This window comes from Bacillus cereus group sp. RP29 (assembly GCF_040459765.1).
In the GTDB taxonomy this organism is placed as follows: Bacteria; Bacillota; Bacilli; order Bacillales; family Bacillaceae_G; genus Bacillus_A; species Bacillus_A paranthracis.
The window spans coordinates 1,645,767-1,662,943 of the sequence record NZ_JARVHN010000001.1; the positions used below are offsets into that span (position 1 = coordinate 1,645,767).

The following is a 17,177-nucleotide window of genomic DNA, read 5'->3' on the forward strand; positions in this document are numbered from 1 at the left end:
AAAGAGAGGGTTTGGTAGTGAAACAGAGAATTATTACTGGAGTGGTTGCTGCCGCGCTATTCATTCCCATCGTAATTTACGGTGGCGTGCCTTTTACGGTTTTAGTGTATGCACTTGCTTCTATAGGTTTATATGAATTAATTCGTATGAATAAGCTTACGCTTATTTCAGTACCAACAGTTTTAGCTGCAGTATTATTATGGATTATTTTAATTCCAAGTAGTGCATCAGAACTGTTTACTTGGATTGGATTAGGTAAATTAGAAATCACATTTGTGATTGTTCTATTACTTTTATCATATACAGTCCTTTCTAAGAATACATTTACTTTTGATAATGCTTCATTTTTACTAATGGCGACAACATATGTTGCAATGGGATTCTTATATTTGAATGAAACGAGAATTTTAGGAATTAAATATGTGTTTTGCGCATTATTTGTTATATGGGCTACTGATTCAGGTGCATATTTCGTAGGAAAAGCATTAGGAAAAAGAAAATTATGGCCAGAAATTAGTCCAAATAAAACGATTGAAGGTTCATTAGGCGGCATCGTTTGTGGAATTATTGTGGCGCTTGTTTACAACATGTTCTTCCCAGTGGAATCGAATGTAGTAATTTTAATTGTGCTGACAATTATCATTTCTATTTTTGGACAAATTGGTGATTTAGTACAATCTGCATTTAAACGTCATTATGGCGTAAAAGATTCAGGTACAATTTTACCTGGACATGGTGGTATATTAGATCGAACAGATAGTTGGTTATTCGTTTTACCAATTCTCTACTTCTTATTACAATACAATTAATAAATGAACGAGGGGTTGGAGTCATGAAAAACATTAGTTTATTAGGTGCAAGCGGATCAATTGGTACACAAACTTTAGATGTATTACGCTCGCACCCAGACCAATTCCGTCTCGTTGCTTTTTCTGTAGGGAAAAATATTGACTACGCAGTAAAGGTCATTCAAGAATTTTCTCCGCAAATTGTCTCTGTGCAAAGAGAGGAAGATGTTTTAAAATTACAAGCTGTCTCTGGTAATACAAAGATTGTATATGGTAGTGAAGGACTTTTAGAAGTAGCATTACATCCAGATGCGGAGATAGTAGTAAATGCTGTTGTAGGTAGCGTAGGGTTGTTACCGACACTTCGTGCAATTGAGGCGAAAAAAACAATTGGAATTGCAAACAAAGAAACGTTAGTAACTGCAGGGCATCTTGTAATGGAAGCAGCGCGAAGACATAATGTTTCGTTACTTCCAGTAGACAGTGAACATTCAGCTATTTTTCAATGCTTGAATGGTGAAAATGAAAAAAGAATTTCTCGACTAATTATAACGGCTTCTGGTGGAAGTTTCCGTGATAAAACGAGAGATGAATTGCATCATGTGACCGTAGAAGATGCGCTTCGACATCCAAACTGGTCAATGGGTTCGAAAATTACAATTGATTCTGCTACAATGATGAATAAGGGGCTAGAAGTAATTGAAGCACATTGGCTTTTCGGTATCCCTTATGAGCAAATCGATGTTGTTTTACATAAAGAAAGTATTATTCATTCTATGGTTGAATTTGAAGATCGTAGTGTGATGGCACAGCTTGGCTCACCTGATATGCGAGTGCCAATTCAATACGCACTTACATATCCTGATCGATTGCCTCTTTCAGACACAAAGCAGTTAAATTTATGGGAAATGGGTACATTGCATTTTGAGAAAATGAATCAAGAACGTTTCCGTTGCTTGCGCTTTGCGTATGAAGCTGGAAAAACAGGTGGAAGTATGCCAGCTGTAATGAATGCAGCGAATGAAGTAGCTGTTGAAGCTTTTTTACAAAAGAGAATTGGTTTCTTAACAGTGGAAGACCTCATTGAAAAAGCAATGAACCATCACAATGTCATTGCACGTCCAAGCTTAGAGGAAATTCTGGAAATTGATGCAGCCACAAGACGGTTTGTGATGGAACAAATTTAGCAAAGGTGGTATGGAATTGAATACAGCGATTGCCTTTATATTAATTTTCGGTGCACTCGTATTTTTCCATGAGCTAGGGCATCTATATTTCGCAAAACGAGCAGGTATTTTATGCCGTGAGTTTGCGATTGGTTTTGGTCCGAAAATATTCTCATTTGAAAAGAATGAAACGGTGTATACGATTCGATTACTGCCCCTTGGCGGCTATGTAAGAATGGCTGGCGAGGATGCAGATACAGTTGAGTTAAAGCCTGGGAAAAAGGTTGGACTTGTATTAAACGAAAAAGACGAAGTTGTAAAATTAGTTTTTGATGGATATGAAAAGTATCCAAATGTTCGCGTTATTGAAGTCGAACAATCTGATTTAGAGCATAATTTAACAATTTCGGGTTATGAAGAGTACGAGGAAGAGCTTCAAACATTCCGAGTGAATGAAAAGGCCCGTATTATTACTGCTGGTGAAGAAATTCAAATTGCTCCGTATAATAGACAGTTTGGCTCTAAGAAATTAGGTCAACGTGCTTTAACGATCTTTGCGGGTCCTGCAATGAACTTCATTTTAGCATTTGTTATTTTTGTGATTCTTGGATTTGTACAAGGTGTTCCTGTTGACAAACCAATGGTCGGAAAAGTGATGGAGAATAGTGCAGCAGAGCAAGCTGGATTAAAAGAAAATGATACAATTCAAGCTATTGATGGGAAAAACACAAGTACATGGAAAGATGTTGTTACCATTGTACGTGAAAACCCGAATAAAGAACTTACGTTACAAGTAAAGCGTGATAGTGAACAGTTTAATGTGAAAGTAACGCCAACGCTTGATAAAGAAGGTAAAGAAGAAATTGGTAGAATTGGTGTTTACACTCCAGTAGAGAAAACAGTAATGGGTTCGATTAAATCAGGTTTTGAACAAACATATTATTGGACGAAACTAATTTTTGAATCTCTTGTGAAATTAGTAACGGGTCAATTCTCTATTAATGAGTTGTCAGGTCCAGTAGGAATTTATAATCTTACAGATCAAGTGGTAGATTATGGATTTACGCGTGTATTAAATTTAGCAGCCGTTTTAAGTATTAACCTTGGTTTATTTAATTTACTACCAGTTCCTGCTTTAGACGGTGGACGTTTGTTCTTCTTCTTAATTGAAGCGTTACGCGGGAAACCAATTGACCGTCAAAAAGAAGGAATGGTTCACTTTATTGGTTTTGCATTATTAATGTTACTTATGTTAGTTGTAACTTGGAATGACATTCGTAAGTTTTTCTTGTAAAATAAAGTGAAACTTATAATGAAATAGAGCTCGTAGAATAAAATCCCTCACCTAACTCGAGGTGAGGGGTTTTCCTGCGTGTAAGAGTAAAATGAAGAGGTGCGAATAAATGAAACAAAGTATGGTATTTAGTCCTACATTACGTGAAGTTCCAGCTGATGCGGAGATTAAGAGTCATCAGTTATTACTTCGTGCAGGTTTTATGCGTCAAAATGCTTCTGGTATTTATAGTTTTCTACCATTTGGATTAAAAGTACTACACAAAGTAGAACGTATCGTTCGAGAAGAGATGGAGCGCGCAGGTGCTGTAGAATTATTAATGCCAGCGATGCAAGCTGCAGAATTATGGCAAGAGTCAGGTCGTTGGTATTCTTACGGATCTGAATTAATGCGTATGAAAGATCGTAACGCTCGTGAATTTGCATTAGGAGCGACACATGAAGAAGTAATTACGGATCTTGTACGTGATGAAGTGAAATCGTATAAAAAATTACCGTTAACATTATATCAAATTCAAACAAAATTCCGTGATGAACAAAGACCTCGTTTCGGTTTATTACGTGGAAGAGAGTTTCTAATGAAAGATGCATACTCTTTCCATGCTACGCAAGAGAGCTTAGATGAAGTGTACGATCGCTTATACAAAGCATACTCTAACATTTTTGCTCGTTGTGGCTTGAATTTCCGTGCGGTTATTGCTGATTCTGGAGCAATGGGTGGAAAAGATACACATGAATTTATGGTATTATCTGATGTTGGTGAAGATACAATTGCATACTCTGATACATCTGATTATGCAGCGAACATCGAAATGGCTCCTGTTGTAGCTACGTATACGAAGAGTGACGAAGCAGAAAAAGAGCTTGAAAAAGTAGCAACACCAGACCAAAAAGCAATTGAAGAAGTATCTGCATTCTTAAACATCGAAGCTGAAAAGTGCATTAAGTCTATGGTATTTAAAGTAGATGAGAAATTAGTAGTGGTACTTGTTCGTGGTGATCATGAAGTAAACGATGTAAAAGTGAAAAATGTATACGGTGCTTCCGTTGTTGAGCTTGCCTCTCATGAAGAAGTAAAAGAATTATTAAATTGTGAAGTTGGTTCATTAGGTCCAATTGGTGTAACAGGTGATATCGAAATTATTGCTGATCACGCTGTAGCATCAATTGTCAACGGATGTTCAGGAGCGAACGAAGAAGGATTCCATTATGTAAATGTAAATCCAGAACGTGACTTTAAAGTAAGTCAATATACGGATTTACGATTCATTCAAGAAGGAGACCAATCTCCAGACGGAAACGGAACAATTCTTTTCGCACGCGGAATTGAAGTTGGTCATGTATTTAAATTAGGAACTCGTTATAGTGAAGCAATGAACGCAACATTCCTAGATGAAAACGGAAAAACACAACCACTTATTATGGGTTGTTACGGCATTGGTGTGTCTCGTACAGTGGCAGCAATTGCAGAGCAGTTTAATGATGAGAACGGTTTAGTTTGGCCAAAAGCTGTTGCACCGTTCCATGTGCATGTAATTCCAGTGAATATGAAGTCTGATGCACAACGTGAAATGGGTGAAAACATCTACAACTCATTACAAGAGCAAGGATATGAAGTATTACTAGATGATCGTGCAGAACGTGCAGGTGTTAAATTTGCTGATGCTGATTTATTCGGCCTTCCAGTTCGGGTGACAGTTGGTAAAAAAGCAGACGAAGGTATTGTAGAAGTGAAAGTACGTGCTACAGGTGAGTCTGAAGAAGTAAAAGTAGAAGAACTTCAAACATATATTGCTAATATTTTAAAATAGGAAGAGGTACCTCGTAATGAGGTACCTTCTCTTTCTTTGTAAACGTATTTTGTAAAAGAAGAAGGGAGAAATCTTTCTTTGTAGTACGTTTCAATTTATAATAGCAAATGGAAGGAGAGTGCTTATGTCTTTAACAAATGAACAAAAAGAGCGATTTCAAATTTTGCTCCAGCAGTTGCAAATACCAGACGACCTTATAAATCAATATTTACAAGGCGGTGGTATTGAAAGGCTCGTTATCGATAAAGCGAATAAAAGTTGGCATTTTAATTTACAAGTGCCACGTATTTTGCCTACAGAATTATATGAATTGCTAGAGACAAAGCTTAAGCAATCATTTTCTCATATTGCAAGAACAACATTTGCATTAGAAACAGAGAACAAACAATTTACTGAAGAAGAAGTGAGGGCATATTGGCCACTTTGTACGGAACGAATTACATTTTCACCTATGTTTGCTTATTTAAAGAAGCAGCTTCCGCAGGTCAATGGAGTGAAGTTACTTATAAATGTGAATAATGAGCTGGAATCTACTGCTTTAAAGAAAAACGTTGCGAAACCAGTAGGGGATCAATACGAGGCTTTTGGATTCCCGCGTTTCCAGTTAGACACACATATACAGCAAAATACAGAAGAAATGCAAAAGTTTCGTGAGCAAACGCAGCAAGAAGACCGCGAGCGTGTTATACAAGCTATGGAAGAAATGGCGAAGAAGCAAGCTGAAGAAAGCAGCGTTGTGCATGAAGGGCCGATCACACTCGGGTATCTTATTAAGCCAGATGAAGAGATTACACCAATGCGAGAAATTCAAGATGAAGAAAGAAGAAAAACAGTTCAAGGATATGTCTTCCATGTGGAAACGAAAGAGCTTCGTAGTGGACGTACGTTATTAACTTTAAAAATAACGGATTATACAGATTCGATTATGATCAAAATGTTCTCACGTGATAAAGAAGATATTCCAATGCTACAATCCTTGAAAAAAGGAATGTGGGTGAAGGCTCGTGGTTCTGTTCAAAATGATACATTTGTTCGAGATTTAGTAATGATTGCAAATGATATTAATGAAATAACAGGACCGTCTCGTAAAGATAAAGCACCAGAAGGTGAAAAACGAGTAGAGCTCCATCTTCACACGCCAATGAGTCAAATGGATGCTGTTACTCCAGTTTCTAAGCTTGTTGCTCAAGCTGGTAAATGGGGGCATGAGGCTATTGCCATTACAGACCATGCTGTTGCACAGTCATTCCCAGAAGCATATTCAGCTGGGAAAAAAGCTGGAATTAAAGTTATATATGGTGTGGAAGCAAACTTAGTGAATGACGGTGTACCAATAGCGTATAACGAAGCGCATCGTTTACTTGCAGAGGAAACGTATGTTGTTTTCGACGTTGAGACGACAGGTTTATCAGCTGTATATGATACAGTTATTGAGTTAGCTGCTGTAAAAGTAAAAGGCGGCGAAATTATTGACCGCTTTGAATCTTTTGCAAATCCGCATCAACCATTATCGGCAACGATCATTGAATTAACAGGTATTACAGATGATATGTTAACCGACGCACCAGAAGTGGACGAAGTGTTTAAAAAGTTTGAAGAATGGATGGGCGACCATACACTTGTTGCTCATAACGCAAGCTTCGATATGGGCTTTATTAACGTAGGATTTAAAAAAGCTGGTTTAGAAAAAACAAAAAATCCAGTAATAGATACGTTAGAGCTTGCACGATTCTTATTCCCAGAAATGAAAAATCACCGTTTAAATACGTTGTGTAAAAAGATGGACATTGAATTAACTCAGCATCACCGTGCAATTTATGATACAGAAGCAACGGGATACTTACTAGTGAAAATGTTAAAAGATGTAATTGAAAAAGGTTTTGAATATCACGATCAATTAAACGATAGTATGGGACAAGGGGATGCATATAAGCGCGGGCGTCCAAGTCATATGACATTACTTGCTACATCGGATGTTGGATTGAAAAATTTATATAAACTTGTTTCATATTCTCATTTAAATTACTTTTACCGTGTACCACGAGTACCAAGATCACTATTAAAAAAGTATCGTGAAGGTATTTTAGTAGGAACGGCTTGTGATAAAGGTGAAGTGTTTGAGGCGATGATGCAAAAAGCTCCTGAAGAGGTAGAAGAAATTGCGCAGTTCTACGATTACATTGAAGTAATGCCACCAGAAGTGTTACGTCATTTAGTAGAGCGTGAACTCGTTCGAGATGAGGGACAATTAAAAACAATTATTTCTAACTTAGTAAAACTAGGTGAGACGTTAGATAAACCAGTTGTGGCTACAGGAAACGTGCATTACTTAAATCCAGAAGATGCAATGTATCGTAAAATTTTAGTAAGTTCACAGGGTGGAGCGAATCCGTTAAACCGACATTCATTACCACCTGTACATTTCCGTACAACGGATGAAATGTTAGAGTGTTTCTCATTTTTAGGTGAAGATGTAGCGAAAGAAATTGTCGTAACGAATACACAAAAGATTGCATCATTAATTGGTGATGTTCATCCAGTAAAAGATGATCTATATACACCGAAAATTGAAGGTGCAGATGATGAAACGCGTGATATGAGTTATAAAATGGCGCGTAGCATTTATGGTGAAGAGTTACCTGAAATTGTAGAAGCTCGTTTAGAAAAAGAATTAAAAAGTATCATCGGGCATGGATTCGCCGTAATTTATTTAATTTCACATAAGCTTGTGAAAAAATCGTTAGTAGACGGATATCTAGTAGGTTCGCGTGGATCGGTAGGTTCATCATTCGTTGCAACGATGATGGAAATTACAGAAGTAAATCCATTACCACCACACTATGTATGTCCGAAATGTAAGCAATCAGAATTCTTTAATGATGGTTCTGTAGGTTCTGGTTTTGACTTACCGGATAAAGAATGTCCAACTTGTAATATTCCATATGTAAAAGATGGACATGACATTCCGTTCGAAACGTTCCTTGGATTTAAAGGAGATAAGGTACCCGATATCGATTTGAATTTCTCCGGGGAATACCAACCACGTGCCCATAACTATACGAAAGTACTATTCGGTGAAGATTATGTATATCGTGCAGGAACGATTGGTACAGTTGCGGAAAAAACTGCTTATGGATATGTAAAAGGTTATGCAAATGATCATAACTTAACAATTCGAAATGCAGAAATTGACCGCTTAGTAGCAGGATGTACCGGTGTAAAACGTACAACAGGGCAGCATCCAGGTGGTATTATCGTTGTGCCAGATTATATGGACATTTTTGATTTCTCACCAATACAGTATCCAGCAGATTCAATAGGTGCTGAGTGGAGAACAACACACTTTGACTTCCACTCTATTCATGATAATTTACTGAAGCTTGATATACTAGGACACGATGATCCGACAGTTATTCGTATGTTACAAGATTTAAGTGGTATTGATCCAAAAACAATCCCAACGGACGATCCAGAAGTAATGAAAATTTTCTCAGGGCCAGAATCGTTAGGCGTAACGGAGGAACAAATTAACTGTAAAACAGGTACACTTGGTATACCAGAGTTTGGTACGAAATTCGTAAGACAGATGTTAGAAGAGACGAAACCGACGACGTTCTCAGAGTTAGTCCAAATTTCTGGGTTATCACATGGTACGGACGTATGGCTTGGTAATGCAAACGAGTTAATTTATAACGGTACATGTACGCTGAGTGAAGTTATCGGTTGTCGTGATGACATCATGGTATATTTAATCTATCAAGGTTTAGACCCATCATTAGCCTTCAAAATCATGGAGTCAGTACGTAAAGGTAAAGGTGTACCAGAAGAATGGGAAGAGGACATGAAAAGTAATAATGTACCAGGTTGGTATATTGATTCATGTAAGAAGATTAAGTACATGTTCCCGAAAGCCCATGCGGCTGCTTACGTACTTATGGCTGTGCGTATCGCATACTTTAAAGTACATTTCGCGCTTTTATTCTATGCGGCATACTTTACGGTTCGTGCAGATGACTTTGACGTAGAAGCGATGGCAAAAGGTTCAGCATCTATACGTGCAAGAATTGATGAAATTGCGCAAAAAGGTTTAGATGCAGCACCGAAAGAGAAGAGTTTATTGACTGTACTAGAAATGACACTTGAAATGTGTGAGCGTGGATACTCATTCCAAAAGGTGGATTTATATCGCTCACATGCAACAGACTTTATTATTGATGGAGACTCATTAATCCCTCCATTTAATGCGGTGCCTGGTCTTGGTACAAACGCAGCTTTAAGTATTGTGGAAGCACGCAAAAATGGAGAATTCTTATCAAAAGAAGACTTGCAGCAGCGTAGTAAGGTTTCGAAAACAATTATTGAGTATTTAGATAGTCAAGGTTGTTTAGGTGATTTGCCGGATCAAAACCAGTTATCGCTGTTCTGATAGGTAGGAAAAGTCTTTGCAAATCAACATTTGGTATGGTATACTATTAACCGAGATAACCATGTCATGTATATTGTGTGAAAAGAAGAGTGGGGAAACCCACTCTTTCGTGTTACTATCTACATTTTATTGATGTGGAGAGGTAAGAAATTTCTGTCGTATATACATATTTTGTTACAAGTTTTACTTCTTAAATTTGGTAATACTAAGACAGATATTCCCTGCTTAACGGCAGGGGCTTTTGTTAGCTAACGAGAAAGAATAAGATAGACCGTTCTATGGACGGGGTCTTTTCTTGTGAATGGTACATGGCGGCAGGAAGGAGGCTGTTTATGGATAAGAAAGTCACAGAAGTTGTAGAAGCATTTGCGCAGCCAATTGTTGAAGAGTTAAATCTTGAACTTGTAGATGTAGAGTATGTGAAAGAAGGACAAGACTGGTTCTTACGCGTATTCATCGATTCTGAAAAGGGAGTCGACATTGAAGAATGCGGTGCGGTGAGTGAACGTTTAAGCGAAGCTTTAGATAAAGAGGATCCAATTCCTCATCTTTACTTTTTGGATGTGTCATCTCCTGGAGCAGAACGTCCATTAAAGAAAGAGAAAGACTTCCAGCAAGCGGTAGGAAAACAAGTGGCAATTAAAACATATGAGCCGATTGATGGTGAAAAGATGTTTGAAGGAAAAATGCTTTCCTACGATGGTACTACAATTACACTATTATTAACAATTAAAACACGTAAAAAAGAAATCCAAATTCCAATGGACAAAGTTGCAAATGCGCGACTTGCTGTTACGTTTTAGTTAGAAGGGGGATCTTCATGAGCACTGAGTTGTTAGATGCCTTGCTCGTATTAGAGTCAGAAAAAGGAATTAGCAAAGATATTATTATTGATGCGATTGAAGCAGCGTTAATCTCTGCTTATAAACGCAATTTTAACCAAGCACAAAACGTTCGTGTGAGCTTTAACCCACAAGTGGGAACAATCCAAGTTTTAGCACGTAAAGACGTTGTTGATAATGTGTTTGATCCACGTCTTGAAATTTCTGTTGAAGAAGCAAGACAAATTAATCCAAACTATCAAGATGGTGACGTACTAGAAATTGAAGTAACACCAAAAGATTTCGGTCGTATTGCAGCACAAACTGCAAAACAAGTTGTAACACAACGAGTGCGTGAAGCTGAGCGTGGTGTTATTTACTCTGAGTTTAGTGACCGTGAAGAAGATATCATGGTTGGTATCGTACAACGTCAAGATGCTCGTTTCATCTATGTAAGCTTAGGAAAAGTAGAAGCTTTATTACCTGTAAGTGAGCAAATGCCAAACGAACAATACAAACCACATGATCGTATTCGCGTATTCATTACGAAAGTAGAAAAAACAACAAAAGGACCACAAATTTACGTATCACGTACACATCCTGGTCTTTTAAAACGTTTATTCGAAATGGAAGTTCCTGAAATCTATGATGGAACGGTTGAAATTCGTTCTGTAGCACGTGAGGCAGGAGATCGTTCTAAAATCTCTGTACATGCAGAGAACATTGATGTAGATCCAGTAGGTTCTTGTGTAGGACCGAAAGGACAACGTGTACAACGCATTGTAGACGAACTAAAAGGTGAAAAGATTGACATCGTTCGCTGGTCAAATGATCCAGTAGAATATGTTGCCAATGCTTTAAGCCCATCACAAGTTGTGAAAGTACTTGTAGATGAAGAAGAAAAAGCAACAACAGTTGTTGTTCCAGACCACCAACTGTCATTAGCTATCGGTAAACGTGGACAAAATGCACGTCTTGCAGCTAAATTAACAGGTTGGAAAATTGATATTAAGAGTGAGTCTGATGCGAAACAACTTGGTATTGTAACAGAAGAAGATAGCGTAGTCGCATTCGGATTCGATTCTGTTGAAGACGAAATCGAATAGAGGTGATGAGTATGAGCAATCGAAAAGTTCCGTTACGAAAATGTGTTGCAACGCAAGAAATGAAATCAAAACGAGAGCTCGTTCGCATTGTTCGTTCCAAAGAGGGAGAAGTGTCTATTGATTTAACTGGAAAGAAATCAGGACGAGGTGCTTATTTATCAAAAGATAAAGAAAGCATTCTTCAAGCTCAAAAGAAAAATGTTTTGGAACATCATCTAAAAGCGAAAATCGACAGTTCTCTTTATGAAGAACTTCTTGAGCTTGTTGAGAAGGAGTCGAAATAAGTGTCCGATTGGAAATCGTTTTTAGGACTAGCAAACCGGGCTCGAAAAATTATTTCGGGTGAAGAACTCGTTTTAAAGGAAGTACGAAGTGGCAAGGCAAAACTTGTGTTGCTATCTGAGGATGCGTCAGTAAATACTACAAAGCGTATCACGGATAAAACGACGTACTACAACGTACCAATGAGAAAGGTCGAAAATCGACAACAATTAGGGCATGCGATTGGGAGAGATGAGCGAGTCGTTGTAGCTGTGTTAGATGAAGGCTTTGCGAAAAAGCTGCGTAGCATGCTCGATACAAATTACCGGGGGTGAAGGTATGAGTAAAATTCGAGTGCATGAATATGCGAAAAAACATAATATCTCAAGTAAAGATCTTATGACAAAACTAAAAGAAATGAATATCGAGGTTTCGAATCATATGACAATGTTAGACGATGAAGTAGTAAACAAATTAGATAATGAGTATCAAGCTGAAAAACTTTCTGTTGCAGATGAGTTTGAAGTAGAAGAAAAAGTTGTTCGTAGTAAAAAGAACAGCAATAAGAAAAAGAAAAAAGGCAAAGGAAATGAAGATAAGCGTCAAGAGAACTTTGCTGGAAGACAACAAACACAAACTGTAGAAACACCAGATAAAATTACTTTCTCTGGAAGTCTTACAGTAGGTGATCTTGCTAAGAAATTAAGCAAAGAGCCATCTGAAATTATTAAAAAGCTCTTCATGCTTGGAATTATGGCAACAATTAACCAAGATTTAGATAAAGATACAATTGAGTTAATTGCTAACGACTACGGTATTGAAGTAGAAGAAGAAGTAATTGTAAGCGAAACTGAGTTTGAAACATTCATCGATGAGCAAGATGATGAAGAGAACTTAAAAGAGCGTCCAGCTGTAGTTACAATCATGGGACACGTTGACCATGGTAAAACAACATTGCTTGACTCTATCCGTAACTCTAAAGTAACTGCTGGTGAAGCGGGTGGAATTACTCAGCATATTGGTGCATACCAAGTTGAAGTAAATGACAAGAAAATTACATTCTTAGATACACCTGGTCACGCGGCGTTTACAACGATGCGTGCTCGTGGTGCACAAGTAACGGATATTACAATCCTTGTTGTTGCAGCTGATGACGGTGTTATGCCACAAACAGTTGAAGCAATTAACCATGCGAAAGCAGCAGGAGTACCAATTATTGTTGCTGTGAATAAAATGGATAAACCAGCTGCGAACCCTGATCGCGTAATGCAAGAACTAACAGAATATGAATTAGTTCCAGAAGCATGGGGCGGAGACACAATTTTCGTACCAATTTCTGCGATTCAAGGCGAAGGAATTGACAACTTACTAGAAATGATTCTTCTTGTAAGTGAAGTAGAAGAGTATAAAGCAAATCCAAACCGCTATGCAACTGGTACTGTAATCGAAGCCCAGCTTGATAAAGGTAAAGGAACTATTGCGACATTACTTGTTCAAAACGGTACGCTTCGAGTAGGAGATCCAATCGTTGTTGGAACTACATTCGGTCGTGTTCGTGCAATGGTAAGTGATATTGGTCGTCGTGTAAAAGTTGCTGGTCCATCAACTCCTGTTGAAATTACAGGTTTAAACGAAGTACCACAAGCAGGAGATCGTTTCATGGCATTCGCTGATGAGAAGAAAGCTCGTCAAATCGGTGAATCACGTGCACAAGAAGCGTTACTTGCTCAACGTGGTGAGAAATCTAAATTAAGCCTTGAAGATTTATTCCAACAAATCCAAGAGGGCGATGTAAAAGAAATTAACTTAATTGTGAAAGCGGACGTACAAGGTTCTGTAGAAGCAATGGCAGCATCACTTCGTAAAATTGATGTTGAAGGTGTTAAAGTTAAAATTATCCATACAGGCGTAGGTGCGATTACAGAATCTGATATCATTTTAGCTTCTGCATCTAATGCAATTGTAATTGGATTTAACGTACGCCCAGATGTAAATGCGAAGCGTACAGCTGAATTAGAGAACGTTGATATTCGTTTACACCGCATTATTTATAAAGTAATCGAAGAGATCGAAGCAGCGATGCAAGGTATGCTAGATCCAGAATTTGAAGAAAAAGTAATCGGTCAAGCAGAAGTACGTCAAACGTTTAAAGTAACAAAAGTTGGAACAATCGCAGGTTGTTACGTAACAGATGGTAAAATTACACGTGATAGCGGCGTGCGTATTATCCGTGATGGTGTGGTAATCTATGAAGGTCAACTTGATACGTTAAAACGTTTCAAAGACGACGTAAAAGAAGTTGCTCAAAACTATGAGTGTGGTATTACAATTGAGAAATACAACGATCTTAAAGAAGGGGACATCATTGAAGCGTACATTATGGAAGAAGTGAAGCGATGATTATCGCTTCTCTCTCATTTGAGTGTATGATTTACGATGTGCATTCTTTAAAAGAGAAACGAGCAATTTTGCAACGGGTGTTAACTCGTGTGAAACAGCGTTATAACGTAGCTGTTTCAGAAGTAGGGCATCAAGATGTATGGCAACGTACAGAAATTGCGATTGTTTCCGTATCCTCAAATCGTGTTATTTGTGAAAAAGAAATGAATCGTGTACTTGAATATATCGATTCATTTCCTGAAATTGAACGTACGATAACACAATTGGAATGGTATTGAATGAGGTGAAGAGTTATGAAATTACGTGCAAACCGTGTAGGCGAGCAAATGAAAAAAGAATTAGGCGACATCATCAGTCGTAAAATTAAAGATCCACGTGTCGGATTTGTTACTGTAACAGATGTACAAGTGAGTGGAGATTTACAAATTGCTACAGTGTATATTTCTGTTTTAGGTGATGAAGAGCAGAAAGAAAGTACACTAAAAGGTTTAGCGAAGGCAAAAGGCTTCATTCGTTCAGAAATTGGCCAACGTATTCGTCTTCGTAAAACGCCTGAAATTTCCTTTGAATTTGATGAATCTATCGGATATGGTCATCGAATTGATACACTTTTACATGAAATTAATAAAGAAGGTAAACGTGAAGAATAATGGATAGACATTTGTCTATCCATTTTTTCAATGTAAAATAAGTTTTAGGTAATGATTATGAAAGAATTACGATGAGGTGAACATATATGGAAGGTGTAGTATTATTACATAAGCCAAAAGGCATGACATCACACGATTGTGTATTTAAATTAAGAAAGATATTGCGTGAAAAACGAATTGGTCATACAGGAACATTAGATCCAGATGTAACAGGAGTATTGCCTATTTGTGTTGGACGAGCAACGAAGATTGCACAATTTTTAACAAGTGAAACGAAAACATATGAAGGTGAAGTAACATTAGGGTTTTCAACAACAACTGAAGATGCTTCAGGTGAAGTTGTGGAAACGAAACATGTAGATCGTGTTATTACTCGTAAAGAAGTGGAGGAGGTTCTTGCCACATTAACAGGTACGATTGAGCAAATGCCTCCGATGTTTTCGGCTGTAAAAGTTAACGGAAAAAAATTATATGAATATGCAAGAGCAGGACAAGAGGTTGAACGTCCAGTTCGTACAATTACAATTCATGAATTTGTATTACTAGATGATCGTGAAGTGTTTGAAGGAGAAAATATTTCATTCCGTTTCCGTGTAACGTGTAGTAAAGGAACATATGTAAGAACATTAGCGGTAATGATTGGTGAAAAACTTGGTTTTCCATCACATATGTCACACCTTGTAAGAACGGCTTCTGGTGAATTTTTATTAGAGGATTGCATATCATTTGAAGAAATTGAGGAAAACGTGCAAAATGGAACAGTAGAGTCTATCTTCATTTCAATTGATGAAGCATTAAGTAAATTCCCAAAAATGGTTGTAGATGAAAAGCAAGCAGAAAAAATAAAGAATGGTATGTTCTTAAAAAATGAATTGCAAATAACGGCGCCATTTATAACAGTGTTTGATAAAAACGATCGTTGCCTTGCAATTTATGAGCACCATCCAAAGCACCCTGGTATGCTAAAGCCGATGAAAGTACTTGTGAATAATCAAGAACTAAAGCTATAATGAATTATTGGAAGGATTATTACAGAAAAAGGTGAATTCAAGCGTGAAACTTATTCATTTAACTCATCCACATGAACAAAATAAATTAGAATTACCACCTACTGTAATGGCATTAGGATTTTTTGATGGCATTCATTTAGGACATCAATGTGTGATTCGAACTGCGAAACAAATAGCGGATGAAAAGGGATATAAAAGTGCAGTGATGACATTTTATCCGCATCCATCTGTTGTTTTAGGTAAAAAGGAAGCGCATGCGGAGTATATTACACCAATGTGTGATAAAGAAAAAATAGTCGAGAGTTTAGGAATCGATATATTATATGTTGTTAAATTCGATGAATCATTTGCAGGCTTATTGCCACAACAATTTGTAGATGATTATATTATTGGTTTAAATGTAAAGCATGTAGTAGCAGGGTTTGATTATTCATATGGACGTTTAGGAAAAGGAAAGATGGAGACTTTACCATTTCATGCAAGAGGGGAGTTTACACAGACTGTGATTGAAAAAGTTGAATTTCAAGAAGAGAAAGTAAGTTCTACGGCATTACGAAAGTTAATTCGAAATGGCGAAATGGAGCAAATTCCATCTATTTTAGGTAGAGCATATACAGTAGGAGGAACGGTTGTACACGGTGATAAACGTGGACGTCAAATTGGTTTCCCAACAGCTAATGTAGGTTTAAGTGATGAGTATCTATTACCACCTGTAGGTGTTTATGCAGTGAGATTAAAAGTTCACGATGAATGGTACGATGGTGTATGTAATATTGGATATAAACCAACCTTTAAAGAAGATGAGCGCCAACTATCTATTGAAGTGCACTTATTTGAATTTAACAAAGACATATATGATCAAAATGTTACAGTAGAGTGGCATATGCGTATAAGAGAAGAGAAGAAATTCAATGGCATCGATGAGTTAGTTGAACAAATCGCAAAAGATAAGAAAACAGCACAAGAATATTTTGCGAACGAAAATAATATACTTGCTTTTTCAAATGAAAAGTAGTATTCTATGTTATGTACTTTATGACAACCATTGCTTGGCATTGCGACTCACCGACGCTTGCTAGGTAATCGGGGGTTTAATTAATAGGAGGTGAAATAGGATGGCTTTAACACAAGAGCGTAAAAATGAAATCATTGCACAATTTAGAACTCATGAGACTGATACTGGTTCTCCAGAGGTTCAAATTGCTGTCCTAACGGAGCAAATTAACACTCTAAACGAGCACTTACGTACTCACAAGAAAGATCATCATTCACGTCGTGGTCTATTAAAGATGGTTGGTAAACGTCGTAACTTACTAACTTACCTTCGTAATAGCGATATCACACGTTACCGTGAATTAATCACAAAGCTTGGCTTACGTCGATAGTCAAAGAAGCGGGAATATTCCCGCTTTTTTGTTAGGTAAAAATATATCTTCTACTCTTTA

At 37.4% G+C, this 17,177-nt stretch carries 15 protein-coding genes; all 15 read left to right on the forward strand.

Annotation, left to right across the window (positions count from 1 at the left end):
- Positions 1–17 precede the first annotated feature (17 nt).
- The 15 genes from cdsA (at position 18) to rpsO (ending at position 17,117) form a co-directional block, all read left to right on the forward strand.
- Positions 18–809, forward strand: coding sequence for a phosphatidate cytidylyltransferase (gene cdsA / locus QCI47_RS08805; protein ID WP_000813584.1), 792 nt, complete (start codon positions 18–20; stop codon positions 807–809).
- 23 nt (positions 810–832) lie between these two features.
- Positions 833–1,975: a 1-deoxy-D-xylulose-5-phosphate reductoisomerase gene (dxr, locus tag QCI47_RS08810; RefSeq protein WP_061185434.1), complete on the forward strand. Its 1,143-nt coding sequence runs from the start codon at positions 833–835 to the stop codon at positions 1,973–1,975.
- Between the two features lie 16 nt (positions 1,976–1,991).
- Positions 1,992–3,248 (forward strand): RIP metalloprotease RseP, encoded by a 1,257-nt coding sequence (gene rseP, locus QCI47_RS08815; protein ID WP_001090249.1) that lies wholly within the window; start codon positions 1,992–1,994, stop codon positions 3,246–3,248.
- 109 nt (positions 3,249–3,357) lie between these two features.
- Positions 3,358–5,058 (forward strand): proline--tRNA ligase, encoded by a 1,701-nt coding sequence (locus QCI47_RS08820; protein WP_000814314.1) that lies wholly within the window; start codon positions 3,358–3,360, stop codon positions 5,056–5,058.
- A gap of 124 nt (positions 5,059–5,182) precedes the next feature.
- Positions 5,183–9,484, forward strand: a complete 4,302-nt coding sequence (locus QCI47_RS08825; protein ID WP_000059980.1) for a PolC-type DNA polymerase III — start codon at positions 5,183–5,185, stop codon at positions 9,482–9,484.
- A 332-nt stretch (positions 9,485–9,816) separates the two neighbouring features.
- Positions 9,817–10,287 (forward strand): ribosome maturation factor RimP, encoded by a 471-nt coding sequence (gene rimP, locus QCI47_RS08830; RefSeq protein ID WP_000359097.1) that lies wholly within the window; start codon positions 9,817–9,819, stop codon positions 10,285–10,287.
- 17 nt (positions 10,288–10,304) lie between these two features.
- On the forward strand, positions 10,305–11,411 hold the full coding sequence (nusA, locus tag QCI47_RS08835) for a transcription termination factor NusA (protein ID WP_000102609.1): 1,107 nt from the start codon (positions 10,305–10,307) through the stop codon (positions 11,409–11,411).
- Between the two features lie 11 nt (positions 11,412–11,422).
- Entirely contained in the window at positions 11,423–11,695 is a 273-nt protein-coding gene (gene rnpM / locus QCI47_RS08840) for an RNase P modulator RnpM (RefSeq protein WP_000071128.1), read from the forward strand.
- Positions 11,696–12,007: a YlxQ family RNA-binding protein gene (locus tag QCI47_RS08845; RefSeq protein ID WP_001286523.1), complete on the forward strand. Its 312-nt coding sequence runs from the start codon at positions 11,696–11,698 to the stop codon at positions 12,005–12,007.
- Positions 12,008–12,011: 4 nt separating this feature from the next.
- Positions 12,012–14,072 carry a translation initiation factor IF-2 gene (gene infB / locus QCI47_RS08850; RefSeq protein WP_353811750.1) on the forward strand — a complete coding sequence of 687 codons (2,061 nt, stop codon included), beginning with the start codon at positions 12,012–12,014 and terminating at the stop codon, positions 14,070–14,072.
- Positions 14,069–14,350, forward strand: a complete 282-nt coding sequence (locus tag QCI47_RS08855) for a DUF503 domain-containing protein (protein ID WP_000582364.1) — start codon at positions 14,069–14,071, stop codon at positions 14,348–14,350. Before infB ends, QCI47_RS08855 begins: the two co-directional genes overlap by 4 nt.
- A gap of 15 nt (positions 14,351–14,365) precedes the next feature.
- A complete protein-coding gene (gene rbfA, locus QCI47_RS08860) occupies positions 14,366–14,722 on the forward strand; it encodes a 30S ribosome-binding factor RbfA (protein ID WP_000776443.1) in 357 nt (118 codons plus the stop codon).
- An 86-nt stretch (positions 14,723–14,808) separates the two neighbouring features.
- Positions 14,809–15,732: a tRNA pseudouridine(55) synthase TruB gene (truB, locus tag QCI47_RS08865; RefSeq protein WP_086707489.1), complete on the forward strand. Its 924-nt coding sequence runs from the start codon at positions 14,809–14,811 to the stop codon at positions 15,730–15,732.
- Between the two features lie 43 nt (positions 15,733–15,775).
- On the forward strand, positions 15,776–16,747 hold the full coding sequence (gene ribF / locus QCI47_RS08870; RefSeq protein WP_000766710.1) for a bifunctional riboflavin kinase/FAD synthetase: 972 nt from the start codon (positions 15,776–15,778) through the stop codon (positions 16,745–16,747).
- A 100-nt stretch (positions 16,748–16,847) separates the two neighbouring features.
- Positions 16,848–17,117: a 30S ribosomal protein S15 gene (gene rpsO / locus QCI47_RS08875; protein ID WP_001229392.1), complete on the forward strand. Its 270-nt coding sequence runs from the start codon at positions 16,848–16,850 to the stop codon at positions 17,115–17,117.
- Positions 17,118–17,177: the final 60 nt, after the last annotated feature.

Coding starts and splice junctions, on each gene's coding strand:
- QCI47_RS08825 (WP_000059980.1), top strand. CDS start 5,183: ATGTCTTTAACAAATGAACAAAAAGAGCGATTTCAAATTTTGCTCCAG.
- rpsO (WP_001229392.1), top strand. CDS start 16,848: ATGGCTTTAACACAAGAGCGTAAAAATGAAATCATTGCACAATTTAGA.
- QCI47_RS08820 (WP_000814314.1), top strand. CDS start 3,358: ATGAAACAAAGTATGGTATTTAGTCCTACATTACGTGAAGTTCCAGCT.
- dxr (WP_061185434.1), top strand. CDS start 833: ATGAAAAACATTAGTTTATTAGGTGCAAGCGGATCAATTGGTACACAA.
- rnpM (WP_000071128.1), top strand. CDS start 11,423: ATGAGCAATCGAAAAGTTCCGTTACGAAAATGTGTTGCAACGCAAGAA.
- truB (WP_086707489.1), top strand. CDS start 14,809: ATGGAAGGTGTAGTATTATTACATAAGCCAAAAGGCATGACATCACAC.
- QCI47_RS08855 (WP_000582364.1), top strand. CDS start 14,069: ATGATTATCGCTTCTCTCTCATTTGAGTGTATGATTTACGATGTGCAT.
- infB (WP_353811750.1), top strand. CDS start 12,012: ATGAGTAAAATTCGAGTGCATGAATATGCGAAAAAACATAATATCTCA.
- nusA (WP_000102609.1), top strand. CDS start 10,305: ATGAGCACTGAGTTGTTAGATGCCTTGCTCGTATTAGAGTCAGAAAAA.
- rbfA (WP_000776443.1), top strand. CDS start 14,366: ATGAAATTACGTGCAAACCGTGTAGGCGAGCAAATGAAAAAAGAATTA.
- rimP (WP_000359097.1), top strand. CDS start 9,817: ATGGATAAGAAAGTCACAGAAGTTGTAGAAGCATTTGCGCAGCCAATT.